This window comes from Undibacterium sp. GW821-FHT07F11, assembly GCF_059418665.1.
Map to the genome: position 1 here is coordinate 658,428 of NZ_JBWKQH010000001.1, position 20,896 is coordinate 679,323.

General features: G+C 51.7%; 16 protein-coding genes. 5 read left to right on the plus strand and 11 right to left on the minus strand.

The window, feature by feature from the left end:
• The first annotated feature begins 189 nt into the window (after positions 1 to 189).
• Positions 190 to 1,041 (plus strand): hypothetical protein, encoded by an 852-nt coding sequence (locus AC07OI_RS02790; protein WP_495256226.1) that lies wholly within the window; start codon positions 190 to 192, stop codon positions 1,039 to 1,041.
• Between the two features lie 63 nt (positions 1,042 to 1,104).
• Here the strand turns inward: AC07OI_RS02790 and AC07OI_RS02795 are convergent, their stop codons facing one another.
• The 8 genes from AC07OI_RS02795 to AC07OI_RS02830 all read right to left on the minus strand — a co-directional run bounded on the left by AC07OI_RS02795 (position 1,105) and on the right by AC07OI_RS02830 (position 11,633).
• Positions 1,105 to 1,839, minus strand: coding sequence for a TorF family putative porin (locus tag AC07OI_RS02795; protein ID WP_495256227.1), 735 nt, complete (start codon positions 1,837 to 1,839; stop codon positions 1,105 to 1,107).
• Between the two features lie 180 nt (positions 1,840 to 2,019).
• Positions 2,020 to 2,742: a two-component system response regulator KdpE gene (kdpE, locus tag AC07OI_RS02800; protein ID WP_495256228.1), complete on the minus strand. Its 723-nt coding sequence runs from the start codon at positions 2,740 to 2,742 to the stop codon at positions 2,020 to 2,022.
• Positions 2,739 to 5,465, minus strand: a complete 2,727-nt coding sequence (kdpD, locus tag AC07OI_RS02805; protein ID WP_495256229.1) for a two-component system sensor histidine kinase KdpD — start codon at positions 5,463 to 5,465, stop codon at positions 2,739 to 2,741. The genes kdpE and kdpD overlap by 4 nt, the downstream gene beginning before the upstream one ends.
• 147 nt (positions 5,466 to 5,612) lie before the next feature.
• Entirely contained in the window at positions 5,613 to 6,227 is a 615-nt protein-coding gene (kdpC, locus tag AC07OI_RS02810; RefSeq protein WP_495256230.1) for a potassium-transporting ATPase subunit KdpC, read from the minus strand.
• 27 nt (positions 6,228 to 6,254) lie between these two features.
• The gene (kdpB, locus tag AC07OI_RS02815; protein ID WP_495256231.1) at positions 6,255 to 8,423 is read right to left on the minus strand and encodes a potassium-transporting ATPase subunit KdpB; all 2,169 of its coding nucleotides are present in this window, start codon (positions 8,421 to 8,423) and stop codon (positions 6,255 to 6,257) included.
• Between the two features lie 87 nt (positions 8,424 to 8,510).
• A complete protein-coding gene (kdpA, locus tag AC07OI_RS02820) occupies positions 8,511 to 10,319 on the minus strand; it encodes a potassium-transporting ATPase subunit KdpA (protein WP_495256232.1) in 1,809 nt (602 codons plus the stop codon).
• Complete coding sequence (gene kdpF / locus AC07OI_RS02825) at positions 10,319 to 10,408, minus strand: K(+)-transporting ATPase subunit F (protein WP_110254457.1); 90 nt, start codon at positions 10,406 to 10,408, stop codon at positions 10,319 to 10,321. The genes kdpA and kdpF overlap by 1 nt, the downstream gene beginning before the upstream one ends.
• Before the next feature lie 334 nt (positions 10,409 to 10,742).
• Entirely contained in the window at positions 10,743 to 11,633 is an 891-nt protein-coding gene (locus AC07OI_RS02830) for a LysR family transcriptional regulator (protein ID WP_495256233.1), read from the minus strand.
• A gap of 88 nt (positions 11,634 to 11,721) precedes the next feature.
• Between AC07OI_RS02830 and AC07OI_RS02835 the strand changes: the two genes are divergently transcribed.
• Together AC07OI_RS02835 and AC07OI_RS02840 are read left to right on the plus strand one after the other, a co-directional pair.
• Entirely contained in the window at positions 11,722 to 12,468 is a 747-nt protein-coding gene (locus AC07OI_RS02835; RefSeq protein ID WP_495256234.1) for a haloacid dehalogenase type II, read from the plus strand.
• Positions 12,469 to 12,737: 269 nt separating this feature from the next.
• Positions 12,738 to 15,722, plus strand: a complete 2,985-nt coding sequence (locus AC07OI_RS02840) for a bifunctional diguanylate cyclase/phosphodiesterase (RefSeq protein WP_495256235.1) — start codon at positions 12,738 to 12,740, stop codon at positions 15,720 to 15,722.
• Here the strand turns inward: AC07OI_RS02840 and AC07OI_RS02845 are convergent.
• Entirely contained in the window at positions 15,705 to 16,598 is an 894-nt protein-coding gene (locus tag AC07OI_RS02845) for a Dyp-type peroxidase (protein ID WP_495256236.1), read from the minus strand. The genes AC07OI_RS02840 and AC07OI_RS02845 overlap by 18 nt on opposite strands.
• A gap of 191 nt (positions 16,599 to 16,789) precedes the next feature.
• Between AC07OI_RS02845 and alaC the strand changes: the two genes are divergently transcribed.
• Entirely contained in the window at positions 16,790 to 18,049 is a 1,260-nt protein-coding gene (gene alaC / locus AC07OI_RS02850; protein WP_495256237.1) for an alanine transaminase, read from the plus strand.
• A gap of 20 nt (positions 18,050 to 18,069) precedes the next feature.
• Positions 18,070 to 18,648 carry a hypothetical protein gene (locus AC07OI_RS02855; protein ID WP_492707667.1) on the plus strand — a complete coding sequence of 193 codons (579 nt, stop codon included), beginning with the start codon at positions 18,070 to 18,072 and terminating at the stop codon, positions 18,646 to 18,648.
• 22 nt (positions 18,649 to 18,670) lie between these two features.
• On the opposite strand, the gene AC07OI_RS02860 is transcribed toward AC07OI_RS02855, so the two are convergent.
• Both AC07OI_RS02860 and AC07OI_RS02865 read right to left on the minus strand, forming a co-directional pair.
• On the minus strand, positions 18,671 to 19,477 hold the full coding sequence (locus AC07OI_RS02860) for a DUF4124 domain-containing protein (protein WP_495256238.1): 807 nt from the start codon (positions 19,475 to 19,477) through the stop codon (positions 18,671 to 18,673).
• A gap of 167 nt (positions 19,478 to 19,644) precedes the next feature.
• Positions 19,645 to 20,811 carry a mandelate racemase/muconate lactonizing enzyme family protein gene (locus AC07OI_RS02865; protein WP_495256239.1) on the minus strand — a complete coding sequence of 389 codons (1,167 nt, stop codon included), beginning with the start codon at positions 20,809 to 20,811 and terminating at the stop codon, positions 19,645 to 19,647.
• Between the last annotated feature and the right edge of the window lie 85 nt (positions 20,812 to 20,896).

Below are 20,896 nucleotides of genomic sequence, written 5' to 3' on the forward strand. Positions count from 1 at the left end.
CCTACTTATTGCACTGGTTGCATACAGCAGCATAACTTTGTCAGGTTTTACTTTGCTTTCCTATATGCGGATACCAGACCTGAGATTGCAGATAATTTCTGGGCTGATATTTCTGGCGACTGCTGTCTGCATATTCATGGGGATCAAGCTAAAGAATAAAGAAACAGACCAGGGTTTTGGCATCTCGGTTTGTTTACTGGCCGCAGCATCCCTTTCTTCACTCACAGCATATCAGTCGAACACAAACGTTTGGTTGATAGAAGGTATGCTGGTGCTTATTTTGGCAAGCTTCATACAAATAGCAATAGCACTCCCGGGTGGGCTGCGGCCTCGTCAAAAAAACTTTGCACTGCTACTCATCAGTTTGCAAAAATTGTTGTCCTTGATAATAATTATGCTGGCAACACAGGAACTGTTGGCTGGCATGCATGCGCAGTTTTCCTCAGGATTACATCTGCCATGATTGTAGCGACAGTGCCCGCAGACTTTGCATCAGCCACTGTGAGCAATGCTACCAGGCTGGCCGAGCGCCGGGCACTGGCGGGCAGGAACGTATTACTGCTAAAACAAAATTGCGAAAGAAAACAGGCTAATCAGTACCGGAAAGAAGCGAAGAATATTGCATGGTCGCGCCTGGAGATAAAAGCGGGAGCCAGACCCAGCGCGCTTTCTTCTGACGCTTTAGCTGCAGAGCTGCTCCACGGACATGCACAATTCCACGATATTGTGATGGATATTCCAAAGCCATTTTATGCTGATGCGGCCGTCGCTTTATCCACCTGCAATCTGCTGGTCTGCCATACAGAACTCGATACATGGAATAAAGAAAAGCAGGCGAAACTCCATAAATGCATCAGACTGGCACGCAGTACAAATAAGCATTTACCAGTATTGATCACGGTAGATAAAATCGCTTGCATCCAAAGCCAGAAATTTGTCAGCCAACTATCTCAACAACTTAGCAATATCAAATTTATTTATTTGGATGATGCACTGGATATGCCTTTGATGCATCTTTACAGGGCAATCTATTTACCATGATCGCCCTGCAATTCGCCAAACATTGTGTGAGCCAGAATTGCCTCTGGCTCACCACGCTCAGATTCAGAAAGTCTTGCTGACCGTGACTACCAACGCTGTCTTACAAAGGAACTTGCCATTGGCTGGCGATGCATAAGCAGCTTCACCGGCATTGGTACCGATGACGGCTACAGCACTTGTGACGATACCAAAGTCCTTGGTGAGACCCAACTTCCAGTCCGTATAACTGTAAACACCATTATTCTTCACTTGCTGGCGACCGGCATGCAGGTTCAGCGTCAGGCCAGTTGCCATTTCCACATTCGCGCCCAGGTCCAGGTAGCCGCTGTTTTTGCTGTCGGCAAAGCCGAACAGGTTAGTCACAGAATGCGAGTATTTAGCATAGGCCGGGCCATAAGAAAGCTGGCCATAAATTTCTGTCGTATTGGCACTCACAGCCAGACCATTTGATGGATAGACATAGCTGAGTACACCAACGTCATAGCTGATGTCCTTGCTGATTTCACCGCGCTTGCCTGCATACAGATCAATTTCTACATCTCCACCACCACCGGCATCCTTGGTCCATTTGATGGTCGAAGCCCATGTACCTGCATAAAAGCCGCTAGGGTTATGGGTATAGTCGGCACCACCCTGGAGAGCAGCTTGCAGACGTGTTTGCGAAATACCGCGATAGCGATAGTCAGAAGTGACTGCCGCATTGAAGCTGACTTCATTTTCCGGCTTGGCATCTTCTGCGCTGGCATAGCCCGCAAAGAAAACTGTGCTGATCGCTGCTGCCATAACTATTTTTTTCATACTACTTCCTTACAAAAATAACGACGATGTCGTTCTGGTTGATGCGGATTTTGCTGCAGAATTTACTTCACTACAGATCAAAATAGGCACATGAAAATCGTTGATGCAATGATTCAAGGATGCAAACATCCCACCGGCGAGCTTTGCAAGCTGCCAGTTGATAAACATAAAATTTTTTAATTAAGTGGGTAACAGCAATCGATAGCCTATGGCTGTCTCCGTCAAAAGATAACGCGGTTGTGCCGGGTCATCTTCGAGTTTTTGGCGCAGATGACCCATGTAAATGCGCAAGTAATGACCACTCTCGGAATGGCTGGGGCCCCAGACTTCGCGCAACAATTGTGGATTGGTGACGACCCGTCCTACATTGGTGACCAGCACCATCAACAGCCTGAATTCTGTCGGAGTCAGCTTCACCATATTGCCCGCCTTGGTGACCAGACGGGCTTTCATGTCGACCTTGACATCACCAAACTGGACGATGCCGTCAAGGCTGACGCCAGGCTGGCGCTGGCGCCTGAAAGTGGCTCGTACACGTGCCAGTAATTCACCAACACCAAATGGCTTGGTCAGGTAATCGTCGGCACCGGCATCAAGTGCCTTGATCTTTTCTTGTTCACTGACGCGCGCAGACAAAACAATAATAGGTATGCTCGACCATTTGCGTACATCTTTGATAAAGTCGATTCCATCACCGTCAGGCAAGCCCAGATCAAGCACGATGAGGTCGGGCTGGCGTGTACCCGCATCTACCAGGCCGCGTTGCAGATTGGCAGATTCAAAAACCTGCCACTCCTCTTCTTCCAGCGCATTGCGCACAAAGCGGCGTATTTGCGGTTCATCCTCTACCAGCAATGCAACTGGCATGGCAACCGTGGCTCCATTCAATGTATGGCTAGTCATTTGTTTTCTTCTTCTGATTCTGGCATGGCAGGCGGCGTTCCCAAAGGCAGATCAAAGACGATGCAGGCACCGCCTCCAGGAGAGTGGCCAGCATGCATGGTACCCTTGTGCGCCTGTATGATGGCACGGCAAATCGCCAGCCCCAGACCCACGCCTGGCAAGGCAGATTCGCGTTCACCACGGGTAAATTTTTCAAATACAGCTTCCTCGCGCCCGGCTGGAAGTCCCGGCCCATTATCATAGACCATGGCTTCCAGCATGCTGCCATTGAGCTCGGCTGCGATGCTGATGACGGTGCCAGCGGGCGTATATTTTGCAGCGTTCTCCAGCAAGTTACACAATACACGCTCTATCAGCACGGCATCAAAATTGATGAGTGGCAAGGTCGGCGACAAACGAGTTTCCACTTTGTGATTCTGCAATTGCGCACTACAGATACGCAAGGAAGTACCGACCACTTCTTCAAAGGTCTGCCACTGCAAATTCAGTTTTACTTCGCCGCTTTCTATCCTTGCCATGTCGAGCAAATTTGTCACCAGTGCACTGAGGCGCAGGGTCTCGTCGCGCAGGGCTTGCGCCATTTGCAGTTGTGCATCTGCCAGTGCGGGTTTCGACATGGCCAGTGATTCAGAGATACCTACCAGCGAAGTCAATGGCGTACGCAAGTCATGCGACAAGGCTGCCAGCAGGGAATTGCGCAGGCGTTCAGATTCCATGTGGATCAGGGCATCTTGCGCGACTTCGATATAGTGCACACGTTCCAGCGCAATTGCTGCCAGGGCGGCAAAGGTATCGAGTTGCTGCCTTTGCTCGGGGATCATGATCCAGCGCTTGCTCTCTGGCTGTATTGCCAGCAAGCCACGGGTACGCATGGGTGCCACCAGCGGCAGGTAAAAGAAATTGCTGGCGGGCAGAGTATCTGTACCTATGCCTGCTGCTTCTACCTTGTCAAAAGCCCATTGTGCTATACCCATATCCAGGCCGGCCACCAAATTGGCCGGGGTCTGCAGGCGTCCGGCATCGTCAGGCAGGAGCAAGGTTGCCTGGGCTCGAAAAGCTCTTTGTATGATGACCTGGGTAGTTTCTGAAATTTGTTCAGCCAGCAATACGCCAGAGAGATCGCGGGCAAACTCATACAGCGCCCTTGCGCGCGATTCCCTGTGTGCCGCCACCCTGGCCTGATAACGCAGATCGGCGGTCAGGTGACCGGTGATCAGACCCACCAGCAGCATGACGGCAAAGGTCATCAAATACTGCAAGTCGCTGACAGCAAAGGAAAAGCGCGGCGGCACAAAAAAGAAGTCAAACACAGCAATACCTACTATCGTCGAGACGACAGAAGGACCACGCCCGAATTTTACAGCCACTAATACAACGGTCAGCAAGAACAACATGGCTATATTGACCAGATTGAACACTTCAAACAGTGGTGTAGCGATCAGCCCGGTGCCTAAGCTAGCCAGCACAGCGTAGACATAGCGCCAGTGTCTTGGTGGCACGCGAGGGCTGGCGAACTGGCTGATCCTGCTCAGTGCCACACCTTTGTCATCGCTCGTCTCTGCAATATCTGCATTGGCCTTGCCGACTTCGATCAAATCCAGGTCGGGTGCATAATCAGCTATATTTTTCAGGTTGGAAGTTTGCTGCCACGCAAAACGCCATTTGTTGCTTCTGTTGCGGCCTAGAACAACACGTGAAAAATTATGGCTGTGTGCATAGTCAACAATGACCAGCGCAATATCCTTGCCAGTTAGCACAGCTGTTGTCGCCCCCAGGTCTTGCGCCAGTTTCAGGGTTTTCAATATGCGTTCACGCTGTGCTGAAGGCAGACGCTGCAATTGAGGAGTTTCAACATAGATGGCATGCCATTCTGCACTCATCTGGCTGGCCAGGCGGGCTGCGCTGCGTACCAGGTGGTCCGCATCACCATGTGGACCTATGCAGGCCAGCAGAGCCGCATCAGTCTTCCAGATCGTGCCTATGGACTTTTCTATGCGATAGGCCTGTACATCATCTTCCACCCTGTCGGCAGTTCGGCGCAGGGCCAGTTCGCGCAAGGCGATCAGATTACCTTTGCGGAAAAAATTCTTGGCGGCGCGTTCTGCCTGCTGCACTTTATAGACACGGCCTGATTTTAGCCTGGCCAGCAATTCGTCGGCTGGGATATCCACCAGCACGACTTCATCGGCTTCATCAAACACCTTGTCGGGAAGGGTCTCATTGACACGTATGCCCGTAATACCGCCAACGACGTCATTCAGGCTTTCGAGATGCTGGACATTCACCGTAGTGTAGACATCAATACCGGCGCTCAGCAATTCATCGACATCTTGCCAGCGTTTGGGATGGCGTGATCCGGCGGCATTGGAATGGGCCAGTTCATCCATCAGTATCAACGGTGGATGACGCTCCAGCGCAGTGTCTATGTCAAATTCACTGAGTATCTTGTCGCGATAGGGAATGGCCTTGGGTGGCAAGACTTCGAGACCATCGACCAGGGCTGCGGTTTCATCACGGCCATGGGTTTCTATGACACCAACCAGTACTTGCTGCCCCTCAGCCAACAGTTTGCGGGCAGCAGTCAGCATGGCGTAGGTTTTGCCTACGCCAGCAGATGCGCCGAAATAGATACGCAGCTTGCCACGCGTGGCCCTTCGTTCTTGCTCCTGCACATGGGCAAGCAAGACATCAGGGTCTGGGCGTTGTTCGCTGTTTGTAGCCATATTTGTTTATTTGTAGAGCAGCTTTCGTCTGCAAAGTACACAGACGAACAGCCTATCTTATTTTTACAACTTAGTTTCGTAATTGATTTTGTAACTTGATTTTGTAACTTGGTTTTGTAACTTAGTTTTGAAACTGAGTTTCGTCACTTACTTTGGTAGCTTGTCCAGCGCCAGATTCAAGGCCAGCACATTCACTCTAGCCTCACCCAGCAAACCCAGCGCAGGATATTGCGCCAGTTGGTCTATGATAGCCTTGACTTGCGACTCTTGCAGCTTACGTTCGCGTGCCACCCTGGCAAGCTGGTAATTGGCGGCAGCCAGGCTGATTTCCGGGTCCAAACCACTGGCAGATGCAGTCACCAGATCGACAGGGATTTTTGCCGTGTTGCCAGGGTCAGCTGCTTTCAACGCCTCTATGCGGCCTTTGACGGCATCAGTTTGTGCCGCGTTGGTCGGGCCGAGGTTAGAACCGCTGGATCCGCCAGCATTATTCGGCATAGGACCAGTTGCAGATGACCTGCCCCAGAAATATTTAGGTGATGAGAAAGACTGGCCTATGAGAGAAGAACCCACGGCCTTGCCATCTTGCATGATCAGGCTGCCTTCTGCCTGATCGTGGAACAAAACCTTACCCAGTCCTGTCATGGAATAGGGATAAATAACGCCAACGATCAGCGTCAACCCGGCGAACAAGACGATGGCGGGACGGAAAATTGAATTGCCGGTGTCAGTATTTGTATCAGCGTGTGCATTAGTACTCATGATGATTCCTTATTGAGCAATATAAATTCAGGCCAGATGCAGCACAGCCAGGATGACATCAATGAACTTGATGCCAACAAAAGGCAAGATGATGCCACCCAGTCCATAGATCAGCAGGTTGCGGCGCAACAGCAGCGATGCACCGATGGCGCGGTATTTCACACCCTTCAAGGCCAGCGGGATCAGGAAGACGATGATCAGGGCATTGAAGATCACCGCAGACATGATGGCCGATGAAGGGCTGGTCAGGTGCATGATATCCAGCGCCTTGAGCTGTGGATAAGTGGCGACAAAGGCAGCCGGGATAATCGCAAAATACTTGGCGATATCATTCGCAATCGAGAATGTCGTCAGCGAACCGCGTGTCATCAGCATCTGTTTGCCTATCTCGACGATTTCCAGCAACTTGGTGGGGTTGGAATCCAGATCCACCATATTGCCAGCCTCTTTTGCCGCCTGCGTGCCGGAAGCCATGGCCACCGCCACGTCAGCCTGCGCCAGGGCTGGCGCATCATTGGTGCCGTCACCCGTCATGGCAACCAGGCGGCCTTCAGCCTGGTAACTGCGTATCAGTTTGAGCTTATCTTCTGGCGTGGCTTCTGCCAAAAAATCATCTACGCCAGCCTCAGCAGCAATCGCGGCTGCAGTCAGCTTGTTGTCACCGGTAATCATGATGGTCTTGATACCCATGCGGCGCAGCTCGGCAAACCTTTCCTTGATGCCGCCCTTGACGATGTCCTTGAGCTCTATCGCCCCCATGACCTTGCCATCATCGACGACGACCAATGGTGTGCTGCCACGACGTGAAATGTCATCCACGGTTTTGCTGAGTTCAGCAGGGAAAGGGCGACCCAGGGACTCAACAAATTTCTTGACTGAATCTGCGGCGCCCTTGCGTATCTGACGGTTACCTATATCGACACCACTCATGCGGGTTTGTGCAGTGAATTGCACGAAAGTCGCATTCAGGCTGGCCATTTCACGTTCACGCAGGTTATAGCGTTGTTTGGCGAAGATGACGATGCTGCGGCCTTCTGGTGTTTCATCTGCCAGTGAAGCCAGTTGGGCAGAGTCTGCCAATTGTGGCAGCGTCACACCAGGAGCAGGGAAAAAATCGGACGCCTGACGGTTACCCAGGGTGATGGTCCCGGTTTTATCCAGCATCAAGACATCAACGTCACCAGCAGCCTCAACCGCACGGCCAGACGTGGCGATGACATTGGCCTGCATCATGCGGCTCATGCCAGCCACACCAATGGCAGACAGCAAGCCACCTATAGTGGTGGGGATAAGGCAGACCAGCAAGGCGATCAACACCGTGATGGAGATAGGGGCAGAAGCAAAACCCGCTGCCTTTGCAGCATCGACACTGAACAACGAGAATGGCAGCAAGGTCACAGTCACCACCAGGAAGATGATGGTCAGGGCCACCAGCAAAATGGTCAGGGCAACTTCATTCGGGGTCTTCTGGCGTTTGGCACCTTCTACCATGGCGATCATGCGGTCGATGAAGGCTTCGCCAGGATTGGATGTCACACGCATCACCAGCCAGTCAGACAAGACGCGGGTGCCACCAGTGACGGCAGAAAAGTCACCGCCCGATTCACGTATCACAGGTGCAGATTCACCGGTGATGGCGCTTTCATCGACTGTCGCCACACCTTCTATGACTTCACCGTCGATAGGGATGACGTCATTGGCTTCGACCAGCACTACATCGCCCTTGCGCAAGTCATTGGCCTGGGCTGGCAGCCAGGTGGTGCCATGTTTTGGTATGGCCAGTTTCTTGGCCATCACGGTTTGCTTCAAGGCGCGCAGGGAAGCGGCCTGGGCTTTGCTGCGGCCCTCTGCCAGTGCTTCGGCAAAGTTGGCAAACAGGACAGTGAACCATAACCAGATGGAAATCGCCAGGATAAAACCAGGACTGGCTTCTCCCTGTCCCATCAGGGATTGCACGAACAACATGCTGGTGATGATGCTGCCTACATACACGACAAACATCACCGGGCTGCGCAATTGCGTGCGTGGGCTGAGTTTTTTGAATGAATCGATGACGGCAGGCATAATCAGGCTGCTATCAAATAGCGACAAGCGAGGCTTGCCGCCGGATGTGGTGTCGCCAGCTTGTCCAGCGCCAGGTTTGGCGGCTGTATTGACTTTGCTGTCTATCGACTTTTGTACACTGGTACTAGACATGTTAATCCCCTTAAACTACTGGCGGGTCCGAATGAAAGCGCATTCCAGATGCTGCTGTCATTCAGACTGCCTAAATTATTTCGCGCGTTATTTCGCTATCAATTGCAGATGTTCAACGACCGGGCCCAAGGCCAGGGCAGGCACATAATTGAGCACACTGATGAGCACCACCGTACCAACCAGCAAGGCGATGAACATGGGGCCATGGGTGGGCATGGTGCCAGCATTGGCTTCCAGCCTTTTCTTGCCCGCCAGTGAACCGGCTATCGCCAGCACAGGCACGATCATGGCAAAGCGGCCAAACCACATGGCTATCGCCAGCATGATGTTGTAGAAGGGCGTATTCGCACTCAGACCGGCAAAGGCACTGCCGTTGTTGTTGGCGGCAGAGGTGAAGGCATACAGCACTTCAGAAAAACCATGGGCACCGGGGTTCAAAATACCGGCCTTACCTGCTTCCGACATGACCGCGATGGCCGTGCCAGCCAGCACCAATACCGGTGTCACCAGGATGGCGATGGACGTCATCTTCATTTCAAATGCCTGGATTTTCTTGCCCAGGTATTCCGGTGTGCGGCCTATCATTAGGCCAGCGATAAACACCGCCAGTATCGCGAAGATCAACATGCCATACAGGCCACTGCCTACGCCGCCAAACACCACTTCACCAAACTGCATGAGCACGATAGGTACCAGGCCACCAATAGGCATGAGGGAATCATGCATCGCATTCACCGCGCCGCAGGACGCTGCGGTAGTCACAGCAACAAACAGGCTCGATGCGCTGATGCCGAAGCGGGTTTCCTTGCCCTCCATATTGCCACCGGCTTGCAGGGCTGAAGTGGCATGGTCGATATTCATGCTGGCCAGCACGGGATGAGTCTGCTGTTCAGACAACATGACAGTCAGCGTCATGGCCACGAACAGGACCGTCATTGCCGTCAATACCGCCCAGCCCTGGCGCATATCACCGACCATGTGACCAAAAGCGAAGCACAGCGCAGCAGGTATCAGGAAGATGGCGATCATCTGCATGAAATTGCTCAGGTAGCTGGGGTTTTCATAAGGATGTGCCGAGTTGGCATTGAAAAATCCACCACCATTCGTACCCAGCATCTTGATGGCTTCTTGCGAAGCGACCGGGCCCATGGGCAGGGTTTGGGTAGTCGCCGTCAGGGTTTCCATGATGGGTGCGCCTTTGTCATCTTTTAAAGGCTGCGTGTCAGGGCCGAGCTTGGGCTGACTGTATGTGACAGGGTCGATCAGTTGCACCTCTTTATAGCCAGAGAAGTTCTGAATCACGCCTTGGCCCATGAGGAAAACGGCAAAGATGACAGACAGCGGCAACAGGAGATACAGGGTTGAACGGGTAATATCAGTCCAGAAATTACCTATGGAGGTGGCGGAATGGCGGCTAAAACCGCGTATCAGCGCAAACACCACGGCAATGCCGGTTGCTGCAGAAAAGAAGTTTTGCCCGGCAAGCACCAGCATCTGGGTCAGGTAACTCATGGTGGCTTCGCCGGTATAGCCTTGCCAGTTGGTATTACTGACGAAACTGACGGCAGTATTGAAGGAGGAGTCAGTACTGACATTGGCAAAAGCTTGCGGATTCAAAGGTAGCCAGGCTTGCAGACGTTGCACGGCGTACACAGCCAGCGCGCCCAGGGTGTTAAAAATCAACAAGGCGACGGCATATTGCTTCCAGCCCATGCCCGCTTCAGCTTTAACGCCCGCGATACGGTACAGACCTTTTTCCAGCCAGCGTAACCAGCCCATGCCAGGTACTGTAACCTTGTCATCGGCGATCCTGGCGATGTAGCGACCCAAAGGATAAGACAAGAGCAGTAGCACACCAAGAAACAGTACCAATAAAACAATTGCTTGCGTAGTCATCACAGCTCCTCGGCATTCAACAAGGCTGCGATCAGATAGACGAACAAGGCGGCAGCCACCACCGTGCCCAGGATGTAGAAGGGATTCATGCTTTTGCTCCCAATTTGTCACAGGCCAGTGCTAACGCCCACACCAGCAGGAAGAAACCTCCTATGCCGGCGAGATATAAAAATTCCATCAGATATTCCATGCTTTACTCCTTCGTTTTTACACAGTGAAGCATAGTCAGAAGCATGTAAAAAATTCGTAAAGACTTAAACGGGGGGCGTAAACAAGATGTAAAAATTCGGAAGGATTTGTACTTTTAGGGAGCAGCACTGCAAGAGTGCTGATGTATGGATTTGAAGATGTGGATTCAATTTCTCACTTTCACTCTTCATGTATCTAGAGTGACAACATGTCATGGCAACAGCGTAAGATCAGTTACATCTGCAAACAATCCAGCTTGTCAAGTGCTTCAGTTGCGAGGTCAAGGAAAGCCCGTGTTCGCTTGGGCATATGCTTGCGACTGGTATATACCAGGTTCACTGGATGGGAATTAGATTCGAACTCCTGGAGAACGCGAACGAGTTTACCTGTTTTAATTTCATCGATGACTTGATAAGAAAGGGGTCTCGCCAGCCCGATACCTGCAATGGCTGCATCAATCATCGTCTCCGCCTGGTTGACAATGAAACGGCTATGGATATTGGCTTTCGTTTCTTCCAGATTCCAGGCTTGCACGTCCCCGTTAATTGATAACATGATGAGTGCATGTCCGGAAAGCGCTGCCGGGGTGGTCGGTAATCCATGATGTTTCAGGTAATCAGGGCTGGCAACGACAACACGACGAACCTCTCCAACGCGGCGCGCGGTTAAGCTTGAGTCATTCAGTGTACCGATACGCAAGGCGATATCAATCTTACGATCTACCATATCAATTTGCTTATTCGACAACTCCAATTCGATGTCTACTAGCGGATACATGGCAAGATATCGTGTAACAATAGGCGCGATATGACGGCGTCCAAACATCATTGGAGCAGATATGCGCAGCAAGCCTGTTGGTCTGACAGCATCACTCATCACATCGTGGAGTGATTCGTTGTAATCAACAAGCAAACGACGACCATTGTCAGCGAACCGGCGGCCAGCTTCAGTAGCCGTTAAGCTGCGCGTAGTACGTTCAATCAGGCGCACGCCAAGGCGTTTTTCCATCTCATTCAGAATATAGGTCACTGCGGCAGGCGACCGTCCTGTATGACGCGCAGCAGCTGCCATAGTCCCTTCGTCCAGAATCGCGATCAATAACGCAAGTTCATCAAGTCTGTCCATAATTCCAAAAATCTGAATAGTGAATCAAAAATTTAGTAAATAGTATAGCAAACATGAATAATCTACACTGTGTCGTTTAAGGGAGGTAATGATGAACCGACGTACATTTGTAGGTATGACGATCGCCGGTGCGGCAAGCAATGTCACCCCAGCATGGGCGAGTAGCCGACGCATCAAGGCAGTGGCATTCGACGGTCTCGCTCTATTCGATCCGCGTCCTATCTTTTCGCTCGCGGAAACTCTTTTCCCAGGCCGGGGCGCGCAACTGGTGTCCGTATGGCGTTCGCGGCAATTTGAATATACCTGGTTGCGCACAATGACCAGCAGTTATGTAGATTTCCTGAAGGTGACTGAAGACGCATTGGTTTTTGCCGCAGCCGCAGAAAAGCTCGAACTCAGCAATGAAAAATGTGCACAACTACTCAGCGGATTCCTGAACATGAAATCTTGGCCCGACGTGGTGCCAGTGCTGAAGAATTTGAAAAAACAGGGTCTGGGTCTCGCCCCGCTGACCAACTTCTCGGTGCCTATGTTGGAAGCTGGAATCAAGAACTCTGGTCTTGAGGGCGTATTTGATCATTTAATATCGACTGACAGAGTCAAAGTATATAAACCGGACCCACGCTCCTATCAGATGGCAACGGACGCATTCGGCCTGGCTCGAGACGAGATTGCTTTTGTGGCGTTTGGTAGTTGGGACGCGGCAGGGGCAAAAACCTATGGTTTTCCAACAATCTGGATTAATCGCATGGCTGTGCCTGCAGAACAATTAGGGGTCACGCCTGACGCAACTGCATCAACTTTCGAGGCGCTACCAGCTTTTGTTGGTATCTGACCCGGCTATTTTTTTCGATACGCGAGATAGAGATGTGAATGACGCGATTCAGTTCGTGCATTCACATTTGGCTTGCTTTTCGACAAAAAATTGTATTGTTTCACTTAGCATGAAACCAAGATTGCAACCCTCCGAATTAAAAATGCAGACTAGATGTTAATGGTTCTTTTGTCAGCCTGCCCCCCAAGAAAAAACTGACTTATCAAAAGTTAACCAATACTTCCCAGCCTTTGCCGCATAATTGCTCAAGTTCATACAAGTCAGCAGCCATGTACAAGCCCGAGCAATTTGCCCACTCCAGAAGTTTCCTGAGGGAAATGCGTGCGGGGCATTTTCTGTTAATTATGCTGGCTTACTTTGGTGCGGGACGCATAGGCCTGTCCATCCCCTATGTCAATCCCAGCGTCAGCCTGATCTGGTTGCCAACCGGTATCGCCATCACCGGTATGCTGCGCTATGGCAAACTGGCGGGTATGGCCGTATTTCTTGCGGCCTGGTTACTGGAAATGTCGGCGGGTTTCAGCGTACTCGTCGCTGGCAGTCTGGCGATCGGCAATACACTGGGGCCTTTACTGAGTAAATGGCTATTGCGCAAACAGGGTTTCAGGCGTGATTTTTCCAGACGGCGCGATGTTATCGGCTTTGGTCTGGCTGTCATGCTGGGCATGTGCATCTCGGCGACTGGCGGCACGCTGACGCTATGGTTGCATGGCTTGAATACTGACCTGGCAGCAGTCTGGCTGACCTGGTGGGCAGGTGATACTGTAGGCGCCTTGCTGGCTGCTCCCTTGCTGCTGTCTTTCTCGTTGAAGACCATGTCTAACCTGTCGAGGCGACGCAAGGAGATCCTTGGTTTCCTGGTATTGTTTGCACTCGCCAACTGGCTGATTTTTGCTTCACCTTACAGTCACCTGCACCTGACCTTCATCATGGTCGGCATCATGATCTGGGCAGCCATGCGCTTTGGCATTACCGGCGCATCCTGCGCGGTGCTGACAACATCCTTGTTCTCGGCCTGGGCAACATCCCACAGCATGGGACCATTTTATGACGGTGGCCAGGCGAACCTGCTGATACTCTGGGCCTATATGACGACCATGGTGCTGATCACCCTGATCATCACAGCCCTGCAGTCGGAAAGTATAGATGCCACCAGGCAGATACAGGAAGCTTACCAGCGCATCAACAAAGTCGCTTCGCGCCTGCCCGGCCTGGTCATGCAATACCGCATACGGCCTGACCACAGCGCTTCTATCCCTTTTGCCAGTGACGCCATCGTGCAGATGTTTGAAGTCACGCATGATGAAGTCAAGGATGATGCCCTGCATTTGTTTGCCCGCATAGACCCGCGCGATATAGAAAACGGTACTGAACTGATACGTGCAGCGATGCGCAATCTGTCGCCGTGGCAAAGTGAATTCCGCATGCATCGCAAGGATGGCACGGTGCGCTGGTTGTATCTGGATGGCTTGCCTGAGCCCGAGCCAGGTGGTTCCATGTTGTGGCATTGTTTTATTACCGACATCACTGAGCGCAAACAGGCAGAACAGGATTTGCGCATCGCTGCCTGTACCTTTGAATCGCAGGAAGGCATCTTCGTGACTGACGCCGACTGGGTCATGCTGAGGCTGAACCAGGCTTTCACCCGCATCACCGGTTATGCCGCAGAAGACTTGATTGGCAAGCGCCCGCCTCTGCACAAAACCAAACAGCAGGACAGGGATTTTTTTGAACATATCAACATCTCGCTGACAGAACACCGTTTCTGGCATGGTGAGCTGTGGAGCCGTCGCAAGAATGGTGAAATTTATCCACAAATGATTACCCTGACCGCCATCACCGACAACCATGGCGAAGTCAGCAATTACATAGGTTCTTTCACCGATATCAGCCGTCACAAAGGTTATGAAGCCGAGATACGCAATCTGGCTTTCTACGATTCACTGACGCAGCTACCAAATCGCCGTTTGCTGATGGACAGGTTGCAGCATCTGATCTCCATCAGCAACCGCAATGAAACCCATAGCGCCATCCTGTTTATTGACCTCGATAATTTCAAGACTCTCAACGACACACGAGGTCATGATGCCGGTGACTTGCTGTTGATAGAAACCGCCAGCCGCCTGCAAACCTGCGTGCGCGACAGTGACACCGTGGCGCGCCTTGGTGGCGACGAATTTGTCGTGGTGCTCGAAGAACTGAGCATAGAAAAAGAAGATGCCCTGCGCCAGGCAGACCGCATCGCAGAGAAAATACGCCAGTTGCTGAGTCAGCCTTATATGATTACTGACTTTGAACATCATGGCTCTAGCAGCATAGGTGTTTGCCTGTTCCAGGGTGGCGATATCACGGTCAAGGACTTGTTCAAGCGCGCCGACACCGCCATGTATGAAGCCAAAACGGCGGGCCGCAATGCCGTGCGCTTTTTTGACCCAGCCATGCAGGCCATTCTCGTAGTGCGCATGCTGCTGGAATCAAATTTACGGGTGGCACTGGCGAATAATCAATTCCAGTTGTATTACCAGGTGCAGGTCAATTCCGAAGGCAAACTCATCGGTGCTGAAGCCCTGCTACGCTGGATACACCCTGACCGTGGTTTCATTTCACCAGCAGACTTCATCCCGCTGGCAGAAGAAACCGGCCTGATTATCCCCATAGGTTTATGGGTGCTGGAAACTGCCTGCGCCCAGATCAAACAATGGGAAAGCAGCAAAGAAACCCGTCACCTGACGCTGGCAGTCAACGTCAGCGCCAAGCAATTCCAGCAAGTCGATTTTGTTGAAACCCTCAGTGAAATCATCCACAGACACAAAATCGATGCGACCCGCCTGAAGATAGAATTGACCGAAAGTACGGTGCTCGATAATGTCGATGCCACGACTGAGAAAATGCATGAACTGAAAAAGCTGGGTATCGCTTTTTCCATGGATGATTTTGGAACTGGCTATTCTTCACTGGCTTACTTGCAGCGCCTGCCACTGAACCAGTTAAAGATAGACCAGTCTTTTGTGCGCGACTTAAGTCACGATGAAAATGATGCGACCATTGTCCGCGCCATTATTTCCCTCGGGGTTAACCTGGGCTTGAATGTGATTGCCGAAGGAGTGGAAACCAGCGCGCAGCGCGCATTTTTGATTGCGCATAATTGCTATGCCTTCCAGGGTTATTACTTCTCAAAACCCTTGCCGCTGGAAGGCTTTCTGGCGCTCTTGAAACCGCCCGAGGAAGCGCCGGAATCAGACCAGATTCAATAAACGCAGATCAAGCTTGCCATCCTGCATGGGCGGACACCAGAAATAACTGCCGGTCTGTGGTTGAGTGAACTGGAACAAGGCATCCACAATGCCATCTTCAGCACCTGACATGCGTTTCAATTGCACTTCAAACGGGTAGAAGGAATTGGCAAAGGCGACGAAGTACAGACCTGCCTTGTCCAGTGCAGACCATGGCATGGAACGCCTGAGCATGAAGGCTTCAGGAGTGAAATCTTCTTGCGCTGTACGCTTGACGTGGGCTGATTCTGGCGCATCTTCGAGTTCTTCATTATCGCTGCGACGACGGCCCACGGCATTGTCCTGGTCTACGGTAGACATGGCATCAAAGCGATCAAACTTGTGTGCCCATTGCTGGATGGCGACAAAGCTGGAACCTGTCAGGCCGGGCGTATCACCCGCAACAAATGCCGCCGCAAGGGCAGCATCGTCATGCGGGTTTTCTGTGCCGTCTTCATAACCGCTGAGGTCACGGCCTTCCTTGTATTTGAAGGCATCAACCTGTTGCTGCAATTCAAATGCTGGTGCCAGTACTGGCATGAGTTGATGCAACTGGCGCACCAGATCGCCGCGTTCATGCTGGCGCAACCAGCACCACAATGCTGCCGGTGTTGCAGGCAGGCGCATGCGGCTACCTTCTATGCCATGGAATTCTTTCATGCCTGCGATCTCGCTGCCCAGTAACTGCAAGAGGCTGGCACCTAAACCGATGACCAGACTCTGACCATCTGTCTTGTCTGCAAGAGCGCGTACTACTTTCTTGACCGTTGCTACATCAGTACCGGTTTTGATATTCAAACTGAGATAAACGGCATGGACAGGAACTGCCTGCAATATGCCTTCCTGGAATAAGTTCATGTACTGCTCCACTTTTTAAAATTGATTGAATAGCGACAAATTTGTTTTGGCAAGCATAACGCATCTTGCTGAAATCCAGATTGCTCGCTACAATCAAACGCGAGGCAAATCGCTTCAACGTCGCTCGGACGGTTCCGGGCGCCCGTTCTTGCAGTCTGTATGGACTACAAGGGCTACGTACAATTCAGATCATGACAAATACAACTACTCCGCCGGGCCGGGGTTCTGCTGTTGAAGGCACACCTGTAGCTGCGCCTGCAACAAAGTTCTCCTTCGCTCGTATCAACCGCCTGCCCCCTTACGTATTCAATATCACTGCCGAGCTAAAGATGGCTGCGCGCCGTCGTGGCGAAGACATCATCGATATGTCCATGGGTAATCCTGATGGCGCCACCCCTGCGCACATTGTTGAGAAACTGGTCGAAGTTGCCCAGCGTCCTGACACCCACGGTTATTCTGCCTCCAAGGGCATCCCCCGTTTGCGCCGCGCGATTGCGCACTGGTACAAGAACCGTTACGAAGTCGAAATCAATCCTGATAGCGAAGCCATCGTCACCATAGGCTCGAAAGAAGGCCTGGCGCATCTGATGCTGGCAACGCTGGACAAGGGTGACACCGTGCTGGTGCCCAACCCCAGCTATCCCATCCACATCTATGGCGCAGTGATTGCCGGTGCCGATATACGCTCCATCCGCATGAGCCCTGGCGTGGATTTTTTTGCCGAGCTCGAAAGAGCGATACGCGAGACTTATCCCAAGCCGAAGATGATGATCTTTGGTTTTCCATCCAACCCCACCGCGCAATGTGTGGAGCTGGAATTTTTCGAGCGCGTCGTCAAGCTGGCCAAGGAACATAATATTCTGGTGGTACATGACCTGGCCTATGCCGATATCACTTATGACGGCTGGAAAGCACCGTCCATCATGCAGGTGCCCGGTGCACGTGACGTTGCGGTCGAGTTTTTCACGATGTCCAAGAGTTATAACATGGCGGGCTGGCGCATAGGTTTCATGGTTGGTAACAAGGAACTGGTAGCAGCGCTGGCACGTATCAAGAGTTACCATGACTATGGCAGCTTTACACCTGTGCAGGTGGCTGCGATTGCGGCACTGGAAGGTGACCAGAGCTGTGTCAACGAGATCCGTGACCAGTACCAGCGTCGTCGTGATGTGCTCGTCAAAGGCTTGCATGAACTGGGCTGGATGGTGGAAAAACCCAAGGCTTCGATGTATATCTGGGCGCATATCCCCGAACATTATCGTCATCTCGGTTCACTGGAATTTGCCAAGCAGATGCTGGAAAAAGCCAAACTCTGCGTTTCACCCGGTATAGGCTTTGGTGAATATGGCGATGAATACGTGCGCTTTGCCTTAATTGAAAATGAGTCGCGCATACGCCAGGCTCTGCGTGGTTTGAAAACCATGTTCAAGGATGATGGGGTAACAAAATAAGCACGATCACTATTGCTGTCTTGCGTGACTTGCTGTCACCCTGGGGAGAATTGCGCCCGCAGGCAGCAAGTGACTGGCAGGGTGAAATAGCCCTGCCTGCGGTTCTTACCAGCTTCTATGAACAGATAGGCCCCTGGGGTGAAATAGTCCATGAAAAAGTCGGACCTACTGGCTTATCACTGAGTGCGGGCGGTAATCCTGTTGATATACCTGTGCTTAAAAACCTCTGGTCCAGACAGGCTTGCTATCGCTGGCATGGCAATACCGGCCAGCGTTTGCCCGAGTGGCAAGATCACTGGCTGGTGGTAGCGACGGAAGGCAGTAATCCCTTCATGCTCGACACGATATCGGGGCAAGTCTATTTTGCCCTGGCTGGTGGCAAGCCTGACTTCCAGTTATTTGCACCAGACTTGCTGACAGCCTTTGCCGCCATCGCCTGCGTTGCGAATAGCATGCATGAGCTGGATGAACAGGCTTTTGATGACACTTATGAATTGACAGCCGCTGCGCGTGCGCAAGTCACTCGGGATCTGGATGAATTGCTGGCTGGCAGCGCAGACGCCAGTCAGATGCTGGCAGCCTGGCGCTGGTATTGCTGAGTCATTTGATGACCACAGGGTATCAGCGCAAACCCCAATACTGCTCCACCATTTTATAGCCCAAGGGATCATAATTTTTCAAGCCAGTCTTGTCATAAGGATGGTAGTCAGCACCGACAAAATACATTGCGCTCAATTCGGCAAAGTACTCACGCTCATTGGTGAGTGCATAAGCACTGGCCAGCGTCTTGCCTTTATAGGTTTCCACATTCTTATACAAACTGGCACGTTTTGCCGCTTCCCAGATATCGGTGATTTCCGGGTGTTTGGCTGGCCAGTCGCGCAAATGCCAGGTATGACTTATCTCATGGGTCAGGGCTTTTTTAGTCCACAGCTCATCCAATGACATCAGATTTGTTGCACTGTAAATGATAACGGCATCTTTCCAGGCAGGATCGTACAAAGGCAATCTGAGAGGATCAACCCGCTTTACGGCACGCATGCCTGATTTCTCTCCTCCCTTGGGAGATTTCTCGCCCCACATCAGGTAAAAATTGAGCGACCTGACATGCTGGTGTGATGCTGCGGGCAACTTGCCCAGAATCTCAGTCAGTGCTTGTTGTAATTTGTTGCTTGCAGCAGTGGTGAGTTTGGGATCAGCCGCGGCCATATCCTGTTCGACCAGTATCTTCCAGTCGCCAGCGATGGTTTGGTAGCTGCGGCGGGGCGAGCTAAAATTTGCCTTGCCCGAGGTGGCAGAATCATGTCCCTGAAATTTTTGCGCCTGCCCTTCGCATTTCGCCGCACTGTCGGTGTAGATGGTTTTGCCATTTTCATCCTTGCAGCTGAGGATGTCGCCTGCGAAAACAGAAGCCGGGAGTAAGGACAACGCTAATAAAGAGAGTAATCGCCTGCTTCCTGCGGGTGAAAAAAGCTTGGATTTGTACATGCTGAAACCAATTAAAATGCGGTGCGCCACTATACAGCAACAGAACCCTGTCTTTAAATTTGTGTCGCCCGCCTCAAACCCACTACTCAAAATCTATCCACGATCCATTATTCAGCCAGTTTGCGCATCTCCGCATACAAATCTGCCTTGCCTTCAAAACCTATGCCCGGTAATTCTGGCAGCATGATGTAACCATCGACAACCTTGACACTATCCGGGAAGCCACCATAGGGCTGGAACAGGTCGGGATAAGATTCATTGCCACCCAGGCCCAGACCAGCGGCGATATTCAGCGACATCTGGTGGCCGCCGTGAGGGATGCAGCGTTTGGCTGACCAGCCATGTTCGCGCAACATATCCAGTGTACGCAGGTATTCGACGAGACCATAGCTGAGAGCGCAATCGAACTGCAGCCAGTCGCGGTCAGCGCGCATACCGCCGTAGCGTATCAGATTGCGGACATCCTGCATGGAGAACAGGTCTTCTCCAGTCGCCATGGGGTTAGGGTAATAATTGCGCAATGTCGCCTGCAATTCAAAGTCCAGCGGGTCACCCGGTTCTTCATACCAGAACAAGTCGTATTGCGAGAGTGCCTTGGCATATTTGATGGCAGTGTCGAGGTCAAAGCGGCCATTTGCATCGACCGCCAACTTTTGCCCGTCACCAAGCACACTGAGTATGGAATCAATGCGGCGCAAATCTTCATCGAGAGAGGCACCACCTATCTTTTTCTTGACCACGGTATAGCCACGGTCAATATAGCTGCGCATTTCATCCTTGAGTTTGTCGTGGTTCTGGCCGGGGTAGTAATAGCCACCTGCAGCGTAGACAAAGATATTGCGGTCTGGCGTGCCATTGCCATAGCGTTCTGCCAGCAACTGGAATAGCGGCTTGCCCTCTATCTTGGCGACTGCATCCCAGACTGCCATGTCGATAGTGCCGATAGCCACTGAGCGTTCACCATGACCACCGGGTTTTTCATTGGTGAACATACAGTTCCAGATCTTGTGCGGGTCGAGATTGTCGCCTGTGTCATTGATGAGGCTTTCTGGTTCAGCTTCCAGCATGCGCGGGATGAAACGTTCGCGCATGAGCTTGCCTTGTCCATAGCGGCCATTGGAATTGAAACCGTAACCGATGACGCGCTTGCCATCTCTGATCACATCCGTCACGACAGCCACCAGGCTCAGCGTCATCTTGCTGAAATCAATATAGGCATTACGTATGGGTGAACTGATGGGAACGGTTTGTTCGCGGATTTCTACGATTTTCATTTGGCTTTGTCCTGACAGGTGTAAAAGGGAATCTACATGGTCAAAGCTTACTCTTCATTTTAAGAGATATAATTCACTCATATTG

Coding starts and splice junctions, on each gene's coding strand:
- kdpD (WP_495256229.1), bottom strand. CDS start 5,465: ATGGCTACAAACAGCGAACAACGCCCAGACCCTGATGTCTTGCTTGCC.
- kdpC (WP_495256230.1), bottom strand. CDS start 6,227: ATGAGTACTAATGCACACGCTGATACAAATACTGACACCGGCAATTCA.
- AC07OI_RS02830 (WP_495256233.1), bottom strand. CDS start 11,633: ATGGACAGACTTGATGAACTTGCGTTATTGATCGCGATTCTGGACGAA.
- kdpB (WP_495256231.1), bottom strand. CDS start 8,423: ATGTCTAGTACCAGTGTACAAAAGTCGATAGACAGCAAAGTCAATACA.
- AC07OI_RS02835 (WP_495256234.1), top strand. CDS start 11,722: ATGATGAACCGACGTACATTTGTAGGTATGACGATCGCCGGTGCGGCA.
- AC07OI_RS02840 (WP_495256235.1), top strand. CDS start 12,738: ATGTACAAGCCCGAGCAATTTGCCCACTCCAGAAGTTTCCTGAGGGAA.
- AC07OI_RS02865 (WP_495256239.1), bottom strand. CDS start 20,811: ATGAAAATCGTAGAAATCCGCGAACAAACCGTTCCCATCAGTTCACCC.
- alaC (WP_495256237.1), top strand. CDS start 16,790: ATGACAAATACAACTACTCCGCCGGGCCGGGGTTCTGCTGTTGAAGGC.
- kdpF (WP_110254457.1), bottom strand. CDS start 10,408: ATGAATCCCTTCTACATCCTGGGCACGGTGGTGGCTGCCGCCTTGTTC.
- kdpE (WP_495256228.1), bottom strand. CDS start 2,742: ATGACTAGCCATACATTGAATGGAGCCACGGTTGCCATGCCAGTTGCA.
- AC07OI_RS02795 (WP_495256227.1), bottom strand. CDS start 1,839: ATGAAAAAAATAGTTATGGCAGCAGCGATCAGCACAGTTTTCTTTGCG.
- kdpA (WP_495256232.1), bottom strand. CDS start 10,319: ATGACTACGCAAGCAATTGTTTTATTGGTACTGTTTCTTGGTGTGCTA.
- AC07OI_RS02845 (WP_495256236.1), bottom strand. CDS start 16,598: ATGAACTTATTCCAGGAAGGCATATTGCAGGCAGTTCCTGTCCATGCC.